At 61.6% G+C, this 12,220-nt stretch carries 13 protein-coding genes and 1 tRNA gene; 9 read left to right on the top strand and 5 right to left on the bottom strand.

What is annotated here, in order from left to right:
* Positions 1-359 precede the first annotated feature (359 nt).
* Positions 360-431: transfer RNA gene (locus IEY38_RS15405), tRNA-Ala, on the bottom strand.
* Between the two features lie 211 nt (positions 432-642).
* Here IEY38_RS15405 and IEY38_RS15400 point away from each other — a divergent pair.
* The 5 genes from IEY38_RS15400 to IEY38_RS15380 are packed head-to-tail and all read left to right on the top strand — an operon-like array spanning position 643 to position 3,974.
* Positions 643-1,248 carry a DUF7287 family protein gene (locus tag IEY38_RS15400; protein ID WP_188979227.1) on the top strand — a complete coding sequence of 202 codons (606 nt, stop codon included), beginning with the start codon at positions 643-645 and terminating at the stop codon, positions 1,246-1,248.
* A gap of 1 nt (position 1,249) precedes the next feature.
* Positions 1,250-1,837, top strand: coding sequence for a DUF7288 family protein (locus tag IEY38_RS15395; RefSeq protein WP_188979226.1), 588 nt, complete (start codon positions 1,250-1,252; stop codon positions 1,835-1,837).
* The gene (locus IEY38_RS15390) at positions 1,825-2,814 is read left to right on the top strand and encodes a DUF7261 family protein (RefSeq protein WP_188979225.1); all 990 of its coding nucleotides are present in this window, start codon (positions 1,825-1,827) and stop codon (positions 2,812-2,814) included. The genes IEY38_RS15395 and IEY38_RS15390 overlap by 13 nt, the downstream gene beginning before the upstream one ends.
* On the top strand, positions 2,804-3,238 hold the full coding sequence (locus IEY38_RS15385) for a DUF7266 family protein (protein ID WP_188979224.1): 435 nt from the start codon (positions 2,804-2,806) through the stop codon (positions 3,236-3,238). Before IEY38_RS15390 ends, IEY38_RS15385 begins: the two co-directional genes overlap by 11 nt.
* A complete protein-coding gene (locus IEY38_RS15380) occupies positions 3,231-3,974 on the top strand; it encodes a DUF7289 family protein (protein ID WP_188979223.1) in 744 nt (247 codons plus the stop codon). Before IEY38_RS15385 ends, IEY38_RS15380 begins: the two co-directional genes overlap by 8 nt.
* Before the next feature lie 8 nt (positions 3,975-3,982).
* Here the strand turns inward: IEY38_RS15380 and IEY38_RS15375 are convergent, their stop codons facing one another.
* Both IEY38_RS15375 and IEY38_RS15370 read right to left on the bottom strand, forming a co-directional pair.
* Positions 3,983-5,707, bottom strand: a complete 1,725-nt coding sequence (locus IEY38_RS15375; RefSeq protein ID WP_188979221.1) for a polymer-forming cytoskeletal protein — start codon at positions 5,705-5,707, stop codon at positions 3,983-3,985.
* 147 nt (positions 5,708-5,854) lie between these two features.
* Positions 5,855-7,621, bottom strand: a complete 1,767-nt coding sequence (locus IEY38_RS15370) for a DUF7289 family protein (protein ID WP_446685125.1) — start codon at positions 7,619-7,621, stop codon at positions 5,855-5,857.
* A gap of 296 nt (positions 7,622-7,917) precedes the next feature.
* Between IEY38_RS15370 and IEY38_RS15365 the strand changes: the two genes are divergently transcribed.
* Genes IEY38_RS15365 through IEY38_RS15350 form a run of 4 tightly spaced genes read left to right on the top strand, consistent with a single transcriptional unit; the run spans position 7,918 to position 10,365 of the window.
* A complete protein-coding gene (locus IEY38_RS15365) occupies positions 7,918-8,388 on the top strand; it encodes a 30S ribosomal protein S15 (protein WP_004957060.1) in 471 nt (156 codons plus the stop codon).
* Positions 8,389-9,504: a hypothetical protein gene (locus tag IEY38_RS15360; RefSeq protein ID WP_188979220.1), complete on the top strand. Its 1,116-nt coding sequence runs from the start codon at positions 8,389-8,391 to the stop codon at positions 9,502-9,504. It abuts the gene before it with no gap.
* Positions 9,501-9,731: a KEOPS complex subunit Pcc1 gene (locus tag IEY38_RS15355; protein WP_188979218.1), complete on the top strand. Its 231-nt coding sequence runs from the start codon at positions 9,501-9,503 to the stop codon at positions 9,729-9,731. The genes IEY38_RS15360 and IEY38_RS15355 overlap by 4 nt, the downstream gene beginning before the upstream one ends.
* The gene (locus tag IEY38_RS15350; protein ID WP_004591699.1) at positions 9,724-10,365 is read left to right on the top strand and encodes a 30S ribosomal protein S3ae; all 642 of its coding nucleotides are present in this window, start codon (positions 9,724-9,726) and stop codon (positions 10,363-10,365) included. The genes IEY38_RS15355 and IEY38_RS15350 overlap by 8 nt, the downstream gene beginning before the upstream one ends.
* Before the next feature lie 189 nt (positions 10,366-10,554).
* Here the strand turns inward: IEY38_RS15350 and IEY38_RS15345 are convergent, their stop codons facing one another.
* Together IEY38_RS15345 and IEY38_RS15340 are read right to left on the bottom strand one after the other, a co-directional pair.
* Positions 10,555-10,998 carry a plastocyanin/azurin family copper-binding protein gene (locus IEY38_RS15345; RefSeq protein ID WP_188979216.1) on the bottom strand — a complete coding sequence of 148 codons (444 nt, stop codon included), beginning with the start codon at positions 10,996-10,998 and terminating at the stop codon, positions 10,555-10,557.
* A 76-nt stretch (positions 10,999-11,074) separates the two neighbouring features.
* The gene (locus tag IEY38_RS15340; protein WP_188979214.1) at positions 11,075-12,220 is read right to left on the bottom strand and encodes a 5-(carboxyamino)imidazole ribonucleotide synthase; all 1,146 of its coding nucleotides are present in this window, start codon (positions 12,218-12,220) and stop codon (positions 11,075-11,077) included.

The raw sequence follows: 12,220 nt of genomic DNA, 5'->3' as shown, positions 1-12,220 counted from the left end.
ACCAACGCTTCGATGATCAATCAGGATAATGTATTACCGTTTGTGCCATCTTCTATATGACAGTAGGGCTTCATTTCATGTTAACAGCAAACAAACAGCAGTTGGATTTGACTTCCTGACTGTTTGCATCTGGAGGATTAGGAGCGACCTACGAAGCACGCCTGAAATCAGTTCGAATGAGCCTGTGGAGAACGCGCAAGTATTGGCCCGCTCTTATTAATATTTGAATGTATTCTTAGATCGTTACTGAATGTGATTGCAATTTCAATTATCTGGGGTATAATAAAAGCTACCGGGCTTCATCGCTAGCCCGTCTAACAGTGTTGGGGGATTCTTCAATTGTGGCGGTAAAACGAGGATGGACTCGCCGGGATTTGAACCCGGGGCCTCTCCCATGCCAAGGGAGTGATCTACCCCTGATCTACGAGCCCTTGCGTGCACTGATTGCTTCCCGATGGGATTGCTTAAACCCATCGAAGCACGGGGACATAGAGAACCGGCCCCACGGTCTCAATTCAACCCGGTAATGTATCCGCCTATCAGAGAGTTCGCAGATCTGGTAATCGGAGCTACAGTACGGCCACAATGGTTATAACGCCTGATACCATCCCTACAGTAATCTCAGTTCAGTGACTCAGGCTTATGAACCGTAGGAGAAACGAGACGCAGTCTACCAACCAGCTTGTCGGCCGGTTACCCCGGATGGAAGAGCGCCGCCGCGGACAGACGACGCTGGACTTCGCAATCGGTATGACCCTCTTTCTGAGCGTTCTGATATTCATTTTCCTGTTCATTCCGGGGCTGTTGTCGCCGTTTTCTGCGGGGGTCCAAGAGGAGACAGTTACGACCGATAGAGTAGCCGACGGGCTCACAATGGGGATGCTCGGTTCGCCACAGCAACCGTATGTCTTGGACGAGCACTGTACGCAGGAGTTCTTCGCTGGGAACGCACCACCGACAGGGTGTGGCTACGACTCCGGCGGAAGTGTGGAGGAGCGGGTTGGCCTCGACCCGGCTCTGGAGAATGTGAACGTCACAATCAGAGGGAACGCGACGACAACGGCAGCCGCCGATGAAACGCTCTGTTGGGATAGAACAGACGAGGAACTCGTTCCGGCCAGTGGTGGCTGTGGGACGATACTCACAACCGGCGGGAACCCGCCGGCAAACAACGACGCGTCGGTCACTGCGTTGCGAGTGGTCTCGCTGAACGGGCAGGATGTCACAGTCCGCGTGGTGATGTGGTAGCATGCGCGCGCAGGCACACACGCTCGAAGCCATCGTCAGTGGAATGCTGTTACTGGCAAGCCTGGTGTTCGCGCTACAGATGACAGCGGTGACACCGCTGTCGGCGAGTACGTCGAGTCAGCACATCGAGAACCAACAGCAGGCAATCTGCCATGGAGTGCTTGCCTCGGCGGCGGCAGAGGACGCGCTAAAGCCGGCTGTGCTCTACTGGGACAACAGCACGGCGCAGTTCCACAACACGGCCGGTGGCCGGGAGTACTACACGAACGGGCCGCCGGACAATCGGTTCGGAGAGTTGTTAGAACGCGCGTTTGACCAACGGGGAATCGCGTACAACGTCTATTTCAGGTTCCAGAACACGCAGGAAAAAACCGTCACGACCCGCTACGTCTACAGCGGGGAACCGAGCGACAACGCGGTGCGTGCGAGCCACACAATCACACTCATGGACGACGATCACCTGCGTGATGCAGACGGGACGCGCAACAGCACGCGGCTCGGTGACCCGGCGACCGATTATACGGTTTCGGACACCGGAAAGAACGTCTACAACACGGTCAGCGTGGAGGTGGTCGCGTGGCGCATCTGAACGACGACGAAGGCGGACAGATAATCCTCATCGCCGCGTTAGCGCTTGCAGTGACGTTCATCGGCCTTGCGCTGGTCGTCAACTCCGCGATTTACACGCAGAACCTCGCGAGCCGGGGCGAGGTTGCCGGGAGCAACGACGCACTGGAGATGCGGGCCATGGTAGAGTCGAATGTCGGACAGGGAATCACCGCAGCCAACAGGTACAACCACTCGAACCAAACAACACTCAAAACCGGTACGCGTGAGAGCATCCGGACCGTCAGTACACAGACGGAGCGCCAGCGGGTCACGAGCGGGACACTGGTAAACGTCACACTCGCCGGCTCGCCGACCTACGGCACGCGGATCGCCCAGAATGATACGTCGGTGTTCAACTCCAGCGAAGCGACACCAAGCACCGATTGGACGGTCGGAGAGCGGATCAAGCGCCCAAGTGACGGAACGAACGCGACCAGACGGTTCGTCATCAACGCGACAGCGCTCCCTAGTTCGGGAAGCAAGTTCGTCGTCACCGCGAATGGGACCGGTAGCAACTCGAAATGGAAGATGCGTATCTGGGGCAGTGTCGGACCCAGCGGGACGGTCAACGTGTCAGTCGAAAGGCCAGCGGGTACGCCAAGTACGCAGGAGTGTGGCGTCTCTATCGAGGAGCCATATGCCCATATCGACGTGACCGGCGGGACGGTCCAGGGCGAACCGTGTCTCGCGCTCCAGGGTGGGGATTTCGATGGGCGGTTCGCTCACGGCGTCGGCGACGAGTACAACATTACCTACAAGCGGGGCGACCAGATCAAGGGGAATTACTCGATGGTCGTTCGCGGTAGCAGGCCAGCAAACCCACTCGGTACAGCGCCCAAATCGCCGCTCAGCACTATCGCGATCTATAACGCGACTGTCCGCTACCGCTACGACACCTCTAATTTACGGTACGAGGCAAAGATACGGGTGGCCCCGGGTGAGCCAGATGCGTCGTAACCGCGCCGTCTCGACGACGCTGAGCTACACGCTGAGTCTGGCTATCGCCTCGATTCTGGTGTCTGGCCTCCTCATTGCCGGCGGCAACTTCGTCGAAAATCGGCAGGAACAGGTCATCAGGGATGAACTCGAAGTCATCGGACAGCAGGTGGCCTCTGACATCGCTCGTGTTGATCGGCTGGTGGTCGCTGCCGACAACGACCCAACTGTGCGACTGAACCACACGTTCCCGGCGCGGGTGAGTGGGTCCGGCTACCGGGTCTCGATTGACTCCGCCGCCGATGAACTCACGCTCGAATCGACATCGCCGGAGGTGTCTGTGACTGTTTCACTCAAAACCCGGACAGACCTGGGGGACTCTACCGCCGGCGGCGGTGTGATAACCGTCTTCTACGACGACCAACTGGAGGTCCAAAATGGCTGATCGCGCCGTAAGTGAAGTACTGAGCTTTGCCCTGGTGTTCAGCCTTATCGTCGCGTCGATTATCCTCGTCTCAGTGAGCGGCCTGGGGGCGTTACAGAACGCTCGGGACGCGGAGCAGATGGAGAACGCTGAGCGGGCATTCGATGTGCTCTCGGACAACATCGCGGACCTCCACAAGCAGGGTGCACCGAGCCGTGCCACAGAGGTCAGCCTCGGCGAGGCATCGCTCAGGACAGGCGAAAACACGACGATATCGGTACAGGTCCACGACGGGACCGCTCCCAAAGACGTCGGGACCTGGGAGATACGCCCGATCATCTACGCCGGCAATCAGGAGCGGGAGATCGTATACGAGGCCGGGGCAGTGTACCGGACGAACCGGGATGGTGGGGTCCAAAAGCGAACGCCGCCGATACTCGTCTCAGACGACCGCGTACTCATCACCGTGGTCGGCACGACCGCCAGTGGCCAGCAAAGTCTGGGTGGGTCGACGGTGCTCGTCCGGACAAGCCACCGGAACAGCAACGTCTCGTTCGCTGATACCGGTGGCAACATCGAACATGTCAACGTCAGTGTCGATTCTGATCCACGACGCGAAGAGCTCTGGCAGTCGTACTTCGAGAGTGAAGGGTTCACGTGCGCGGCCAACGGCTGGTGTAACTTTACCGCTCCCGCCGGGGGAATCGACCGGACGTACGTCGTCTACCACGACATCGCGGTCGAAATCGACCAGTAACCGGTCGACTACCCGCTGGTTACGTTGATTCGGTTCTTCGAGACGTGGAGGTACGTCAGCCGGATGATGTTCGTGTTCTTCGGGACGGCTCGCTCGCTTCTGAGCGCCCGGTCGTAATGGACCAGCCCGCCGTTATCGACCGTGACGGACCCAGCGACGAGGCCACCGTACAGTTCCGCCTTCTTGAGTAGGACACTGCTGGCACCGACGCCGCCGGCAGGTGCATAAATCACGCCCTCGAACTGCGGAGTATCAGTGTCCCCCTCGATGACGGCGTCGAAGTCCGACTTGCCGTACACCCAGAACTGTGTCGAGTTCTGCGCGGTATCAACGTCGACGTCCCCGGTACGATAGATGTGGAAGTGGTGGCCGGTGGCGGACGTGGCTTTGCCTTTGACGTAAAGGCGGACTTTCCCGTCACCGTTGACTTTGATCCGTCCGTTGTTCTCGATGTAGACGTAGTCCCGGACGGCGATGGTCACGTCGTCACCACCCGTATTGATCGTCAGCGTCTCGCCGTCCAGCGTCAGATCTTCAAGATAGTATGTGCCCGCGTCCAACGTCTGGTCGCCAGTGACAAGCTGGTTGCCCGAAATGCTACCGGTCGCACCATTGTCATTGGTATCGCTTGCGTTGGCGACTCGCCGATCCACCAGGCCGTCGATGGCGCCGGCCCCCTCGACGCCCGAGATCTGGCTGATATCGCCGTTGACAGTGCCTTTGATGTGCTTCGTGCTCGAGTATTCCACATCACGGGTGACGACGCCGCTGCCTTTGACCTCGACCCGGTCACCGGACCGAACAGTGCCGTCCACCTCGCTGTTCCCTTTCACGTACACGTCACCGGCTGTGGTGATTGTCCCGAACGATCCCCGTGAGGTCGAGTAATCGCCGACAGACGAGTTGTAGCTGTCCGTTCGTGCGGGATCAGTGCCACTACCGGAGAGCGTAATCTGTCCGCCCGCGGACGTGGCCGCGACGGCACTCGTCACTTCCCGCGGCCCCGTCGGCACGACCAGCGTCGTGGTTACGCTGTCGTTTTCGTGGTCGTAGTGCGCGTCACCGTCAGTTCGTTCTTCGAAGTAGCGCCCCCAGGACCGGTAGTATTCGCTCTCGACGGTGATATTGACCGTCCCCGTATCCAGCGGATTGACGTTCCCGGCTGCCTGATCGGGATACACCTGCGTCGTGCTGTCCTTGGTAATGCTTGCCCGTGAGCCAAGCGAGTGGTCACCCCGGACGGTGATGAGCGGGAGTGTCAGCGTCGCATCGCGGTAGTAGAACTCCGGCGGTGAAACCATGACACTGCCACTGCCGGAGCGCCGCCATACCCCGCCTCCCTGATAGGCGACTTTCTGATTCCCGTTTTCGTAGACAACCGCGCTGAGTCGCTCATCCATCAGCGTCCTTGTCGTCGAGGGCGAAGCGGAGTGGTTGGTGATATTGACCGTCATCCGACCCGCAGTGTCGTCGATTCGGTACGTGGATTGGTCTGTCCCGACGAGTGATACCTGCTGGCTGTCAGCGTTCCCAAGCGCCACCAGCGCCGCCTGTGAGTCCAGCTGAGTCATCCCCGTTTCCGCCCGTGAGACATCGAGCCCAGCCTCAGTATCGACTAGCGCCGTCGCTCCCAGGCTGACAACGACGCCGGACCCGACGATGACGAGACTGAGGACCAGTAGCAGCCCGAGCGGAGCTGATTGGGCGCGTTCCTGACCCCAGGGGAAGTGCATTATCCGACTGTAGTTATCACGGTTGATAAGATTGCTGGCCGAATTCTGAACAGTCGCCACCAGTGGCTGTTTATGCCGGCCACAGCAGGGACCGATCGACGTCAATTGCTATTACTTTTGATAGTGGTGAAGTGGGTGTGTCCGCTATCAGTTCGATGTAATATTGACGTCGTTCGTCGAGATGTGGAGGTAGGTGATCGCGACCACGCTCGTGTCTCTTGGGAGTGTGCGCTCTTGTCTGAGTGCTTGGTCGAAGTGGACCCGTCCACCTTTTTTCAGTTTGACCTGGCTGGTGACCGCACCACCGTAGAGGTCGCTCTTCCATATCTCGAACCTGCTCGTTCCGGACTCTCCACCCGGCGCGTAGATGACACCAGTGACTCTGGAGTTATCTGATCCTTTCTTCTCCATCCGAGCCTGAAGGTTATCTTTCCCGTATATCCACACCTGTGTCGACCGCTCACTGACCGCACCGGTTGTCCTGATCTCACTCGCCCGTGTGAAGAAGTGATAGCCGTCGGCACTCCCGCCAGACGCGGGCGATTCGCCTTTTATGTATATCTTGACCTGATTCGGGCCGGACACCGCGATGTCGTTCCCGGTATTGAGACTCACGTAGTTCTCGACGCCAATGATTACGTTTCCACCAGTCGTGTCGAACTCAACGTCGTTGCTCAAGTCGATTTTGTCGACGTGATACCTGCCGGCAGACAGCGTCGTCGTCCCCTCCGTACCGTCGATGACGCCGTCGTCGGCTATCGTTCCCGCGTTATCGTTCGACGACGAGAGGTCGTCGACCTGTGTGTCGACGTGAGAGTTGATGTTGGTAGTCTCGCCGAACGAACTGATCTGTTCGTCAGAACAGGACCCTGTACACGTGCCGTGTTTGTCGTCGAACGCGTCCGCCCATTCTACCCGGTCGCCGTTGAACGCCATCGAGTTACTACTGAATTCGACGCGCCCGCCTGAGGTGATGTTTCCGTTCAGTTCCGCACCCCCAGTGACGATGACATCACCTGCCGTCGTGAGATTGCCGCCATCACCAGCCTCGGAGGCATCGTACCCGTCCCCATCCGCCGAAGTATAGCTGTCGGTAAATGCGTCGTTCCCGCTCAGTTTGATTGAACCGGAGTCGCTCGTCGCGGCGACGGCGTTCCGGACCTTTCGCGGCCCTGCGGGGACCTTGAGAATGATCGAAACACGATTGCTACCGGGATGGTACGTCACGTCACCGTCCGTTCGCTCCTCGAAGTATCCTCCCCACGCGCGGTAGTACTCGCTCTGGACGGTAACGCTGACTTTCCCGTCTTCGAGCGGGTTCGTAAAGTTCGCGTTGCGCGTGCTGTTTGGAAAGTGCGACGTCGTTCGGTTGTGGGAGATCGACGCGCTGTCTCTGATTGCGCCGGACCCACTCACCGTTACGAGTGGCAGCGTTAGCGTCGCGTCCCGATAGTGGAACTCCGGTGGGGATACCATCACCGACGTTCCATCGCCGTTGGCCCGCCAGACGCCGCCGCCCTGATACGCGAGTCGCGTTTCATCACTGCCGTGATACGCCACCTCACCCATCGATTCGTTGAACACAGTCGTCCGATTCTCGGACGTTGTATTCCGGTAGGAGACGTTCATCCACCCGGCATCCTCGTCAATACGATAGGTACTCGAACTGCTCGCGGGAAGGGAAACCTGTTGCACGTCTGTCTGTCCCAGTGCCACGAGCGCGGTTTTGGAGTTGAGTTCCGTCAACGACTTTTCGGTTCGTTCCGCGTCGAGTTGCGTCTGCGTACTCGTAATTGCGTCAGCACCCAGCGCAACAACCGCCGTCGTCGATATAATCATCACCGCAAAAACCAGCGCTAGCCCGAGCGGAGCACTTTGCCCACGGTTTCCGAGGCTCCACCCAGCGCTACCCATACTACCCAAACATACCCCGGCAAACGATTTAAAACAGTTGGGCACGTTATCAATTGTAATACTGCGAAGAATTTTCTCTGCGGTGTGGGTTCGTGAACGGTGTCGCCGCTTCGAGACGCGGCCGGGAAGCGGAACGGTTTAGTCGCGCCCTCTCAGACAGGAAGATGGGAACAGCACGACCGCAAATCTGACTCGCTATGGACTTTCATAGCTCGGGATTGCGGCCGTGTTCGGCACTGTACAGTGCCAATACGCCTCGTAACGAGAGCGGTTCGTGCGGTTCCAACCAGATTACAATGGCACGAATGCATACACGCCGCCGCGGTTCGTCCGACTCGGACAAACCGGCGGCAGACGAACCCCCGGAGTGGAGCGACGTCGACGAGGACGCAATCGAAGCGCGCGTCGTCGAACTGGCCGAACAGGGCCACTCGCCCAGCGAGATCGGCCTGAAGCTGCGCGACGAGGGCGTTCAGGGCACGCCGATCCCTGACGTCTCGCTCGCGACCGGCAAGAAAGTCACCGAGATCCTCGAGGAGAACGAAGCCGAACCGGACCTGCCGGAGGACCTTCGGAACCTGCTCGAACGGGCCGTCCGCCTTCGCGATCACATGGATGAGAACCCCGGTGACTACCAGAACAAGCGTGCGCTCCAGAACACGCAGTCGAAGATCCGACGCCTCATCGACTACTACCGCGGTGACGAAGTCGACGAGGACTTCACCTACAGCTACGACAACGCCGTCGAGGCGCTGGGTCTCGAATAGATGTCGGCGACCGGTCGGGAACCGACGCCAGCCACGTCCCCCGATGACCTTGCCGGGTCGCTACGGGAGGCCACCTTTGTGCGCCTCGTCAGCGACGCAACCGGCGAGGCACTGGCTGCGACTGGCCTGCTGGCACGGGCGCTCGATGACACGCCGTTTCAGGCGAGCGTCGTCCGCCCGTTCGAGGACCCCGACCGGACCACGGAGACCGACATCACTGTCGCCATCGGTCGCACGCAGCCGACCGCCGACGTGACGCTGACCGACCGCGCCGCCGCGACTGCCTTCGAGACCGCCCGCGAACTCGGCACGGCCGACCCCGCGCTCGCCCTGGCTGGCACGATTGCCGCCGGGAACGTTGACGGGACCGTCGCCGAAGCCGCCGAGCAGGCGGGGTTCGACCGACGGCCCGGCGTCGCCGTGCCGACGGCAGACCTCGCAGATGGGCTGGCCCACTCGACGCTGTTCGTCGCGCCCTTCTCGGGCGACACCGAAGCAGCGCGGGCCGCGCTCGCCGATTTGGGCATCGACGCACACCAGTCTGCGGATCTCTCGGCCGATGACCACCGACGCCTCGCGTCGCTGGTCGCGCTGGCCGTCACCGCGGACACACCACCCCGGGCCGCCGACGCGGTCCAACGCGCGCTCCGCCCGACGACGGGCGGCCCCTTCGAGACAGTCGGTGGCTACGCCGACGTGCTCGACGCCGTCGCCCGCGAACAGCCGGGCACTGCCGTCGCGCTCGCGCTCGGCCACGAGGCTGTCAACGAGGACGCGCTGGCCGCGTGGCGGACTCACGCCGCTCGCGCTCACGAAGCAGTGTCCGAGGCGACCACAGGCCGGTACGACGGCCTGTTCGTCGCCCGCGGCGACGCGATGCCGACCGGCACCGTCGCCCGTTTGTTCGCGGACTACCGCGCGCCGGAACCGGTGACGCTCGTCGTCACCGACGACCGAGCCGCGGCCCGCGCTACGGACGGACGGGACGTGGCCGAGACGATGCATGCAGCCGCCGAGACGGTCGGCGGCGACGCCGTCGGGGTGGGCGACCGGGCACGCGCCCGGTTCGACGTGTCGACGGCCGACTTCATCGAAGCGTTCCGGGAGGCAGTATGAAACGGGCCGAGATTCGGACGACACACGACTCGCCCGAACGCGTCGCACGCGCGGTGCGGCCGGACAACACCGACGAGATGACCACGCGCGTCGAGGACGACGCCGTTGTCACGACCGTCGAACGCGACTCGACCGGCGGCCTGCAGGCGACCGTCGACGACTACGTCGTCAACATCCGGGTTGCAGCACAGCTCGCAGACCAACACACACAATCCAACCATGAGTGAACGAAGCGTTTCCAAGCGCACAGAACAGAAACGGTGGTACACCGTGCAGGCTCCCGAGCAGTTCGACCGGGAGGTTCTCGGTAAGACACCGGCAGACGAACCGGACAAGGTGCTCGGACGCACCATCGAAACGACGCTCGGCGAACTGACCAACGACGCCAGCGAGAACAACACGAAGCTGACCTTCAAGATCAACGAGGTCGCCTCGGACACGGCGTACACGGAGTTCATCCGCCACGAACTCACGCGGGACTACCTCCGCTCGCTCGTCCGACGGGGCTCCTCGAAGGTCGAGGCCTACATCACCGTGCTGACGACGGACGACTACCGCGTCCAGATCCAGCCCGTCGCCGTGACGACGAAGAAGGCCGACGCCTCCCAGGAGAAGGCCATCCGCCGAACGATGATCGACCTCGTTCGCGAGACAGCGAAAGACCGAACCTTCGAGGAACTCGTCGACAGCGTCGTCGAAGGGCGTCTCTCCTCGGCCATCTACGGCGAGGCCAAGGACATCTACCCGCTCCGACGCGTCGAGATCAAGAAGACCACGCTCGAAGCGCGGCCCGAAGAAGTCGCCGCCGAAGAGGAAACGGCTGTCGACGTGGACGAGGAAGACGTCGACGTCGAAGCCTAACGCAGTTTAGCATCGACGTTCGAATTTTTCCGTCGTACTGAGACCGAGCGCGACAGCGACGCGGCGGACATGACCACATCCAGTGACGCTGTTGTTGATGGTCGGAGTTAGCGACCGAGACCGCAAAGCAACGCGCAGACGTCCTACTCAGCGCGGACGAAAAGAGACTCGATAAAACCGACAGCACCGCTACTCGCCGCTCGTCGCCGTTTCGGGATTTTCAGTTACGACGACAGTCCCGACCATCCCGGCTCGTTCGTGCGGGATGCAGAAGTAGGGATACTCGCCAACCTCCTCGAAAGTGTGCGTGAAATCGTCACCCTCGAACATCGTCCCGCCGGAGGAGCCCCCCCAGTTGTCCCGGGCCGCCTGTTCGGTGTCGAAGCCGCCGGAGGCGAAGTAATCTGCCTCGTCGGGGATCTCGTCCTCGTAGGCCGTAACCGAGTGGCCCTGTTTGCTCGTGTTGAGCCACCGCACGGTCGTCCCCGGTTCGACGGCGATGCGAACCGGGCGGTACGCCTTCGCGGACATCCCAACGTCGTAGTCGGTGTCAGCGCTCCCACCGCCGAGGCAACCGGCGAGCCCTGCGACTGCCGCCGGGCCGGCCGCACGGAGGAAATCCCGTCGGTCCATACCGTGACTCAGGACCGCATAGTCAAAGGCCGCTCGGTTCCGGACTGCGGAGAACTCCGTGATCAGTCCGTGTCGCTCACTCGAAAGTCAGGCCGTCACGGAGTTCGCGGGCGTCGTCAAGCAAGCCGTCGCGGTCGTCGGCCGTCACTGTTACGTGCCCCATCTTCCGGAGTTCGTACACCTCGCGCTTGCCGTACCAGTGCAGGTGTGCCCGTGGCGTCTCCAGCACGCCGTCTTCGCCCCGTAGCTCCGCCGACTGGCGCTCGGTCACGTCTCCGAGGATGTTAGTCGACACAGTCGGGAACCGCTGGTCGGTTGACCCCAGCGGCTTGCCAGTGACGGCCCGCAGATGTTGCTCGAACTGCGAGGTGTGACACCCCTCGATAGTCCAGTGGCCGGAGTTGTGTGGTCGGGGCGCGATTTCGTTGAGCAGTATCTCGCCGTCGGTCGTCTCGAACAGTTCGATGCCGAACACGCCGCGGCCGTCCATCACGTCGAGCACGTCGTGAGCGACCTCTCGGGCGCGCTCGCGGACAGCTCGTGACGCTCTGGCCGGCGCGACGGACTCCCGCAGGATCTCCTCCCGGTGAATCGTCTCGGTGACCGGGAACGTGTCCCGCTCGTCCGCACCGCGACAGCCCATGACCGCCAGTTCCCGCTCGAAGTCGACCATCGCCTCGACCATCGCTGGGCCGGCAATCTCGTCGACAGCGTCCTCGACATCGTCCGGCCCCTCGACACGGATGTTCCCGCGGCCATCGTAGCCGCCGGTCCGGGCCTTGAGCATCGCGGGGTAGCCCAGTTCCTCGCAGGCCTCGCGGAGGTCGTCGGCGGTGTCAACGGCGCGGAACTCGGGGACAGGAACGCCGGCCTCGGACAGCCGGCGCTTCTGAACGAGCTTGTCCTGAATTGTCCGGAGCGTCTCAGGAGCGGGATGGACCGGCGTCCCCGTCTCCTCGGCGACCCGTTCGAGAACGTCCGGATCGGCCAGTTCGATCTCGAAGGTGAGGTAGTCGGCGCGCTCGGCGAGCTCCCGCAGGGTCGCCTCCTCGTCGAAACCCCCAACGATCTGGTCGCGGACGACCGGCGTGGCCGGGCAGTCCGGCGTCGGGTCGGTCACGAGTAGTTCGAGGCCAAGCGGCGCAGCCGCCTCGCCCAGCATCCGGCCGAGTTGGCCACCGCCGACCACGCCGACGGTCGGCCCTGGTGACGTGAGCGTCAT

The sequence above is a fragment of the Haloarcula sebkhae genome (genome assembly GCF_014647415.1).
GTDB lineage: Archaea > Halobacteriota > Halobacteria > Halobacteriales > Haloarculaceae > Haloarcula > Haloarcula sebkhae.
Note: the sequence above shows the minus strand (reverse complement) of the source record. Positions and strands in the feature narration are given on the sequence as shown.

Coding starts and splice junctions, on each gene's coding strand:
- IEY38_RS15400 (WP_188979227.1), top strand. CDS start 643: ATGAACCGTAGGAGAAACGAGACGCAGTCTACCAACCAGCTTGTCGGC.
- IEY38_RS15395 (WP_188979226.1), top strand. CDS start 1,250: ATGCGCGCGCAGGCACACACGCTCGAAGCCATCGTCAGTGGAATGCTG.
- IEY38_RS15385 (WP_188979224.1), top strand. CDS start 2,804: ATGCGTCGTAACCGCGCCGTCTCGACGACGCTGAGCTACACGCTGAGT.
- IEY38_RS15380 (WP_188979223.1), top strand. CDS start 3,231: ATGGCTGATCGCGCCGTAAGTGAAGTACTGAGCTTTGCCCTGGTGTTC.
- IEY38_RS15375 (WP_188979221.1), bottom strand. CDS start 5,707: ATGCACTTCCCCTGGGGTCAGGAACGCGCCCAATCAGCTCCGCTCGGG.
- IEY38_RS15370 (WP_446685125.1), bottom strand. CDS start 7,621: ATGGGTAGCGCTGGGTGGAGCCTCGGAAACCGTGGGCAAAGTGCTCCG.
- IEY38_RS15365 (WP_004957060.1), top strand. CDS start 7,918: ATGGCACGAATGCATACACGCCGCCGCGGTTCGTCCGACTCGGACAAA.
- IEY38_RS15360 (WP_188979220.1), top strand. CDS start 8,389: ATGTCGGCGACCGGTCGGGAACCGACGCCAGCCACGTCCCCCGATGAC.
- IEY38_RS15355 (WP_188979218.1), top strand. CDS start 9,501: ATGAAACGGGCCGAGATTCGGACGACACACGACTCGCCCGAACGCGTC.
- IEY38_RS15350 (WP_004591699.1), top strand. CDS start 9,724: ATGAGTGAACGAAGCGTTTCCAAGCGCACAGAACAGAAACGGTGGTAC.
- IEY38_RS15345 (WP_188979216.1), bottom strand. CDS start 10,998: ATGGACCGACGGGATTTCCTCCGTGCGGCCGGCCCGGCGGCAGTCGCA.
- IEY38_RS15340 (WP_188979214.1), bottom strand. CDS start 12,220: ATGACGCTCACGTCACCAGGGCCGACCGTCGGCGTGGTCGGCGGTGGC.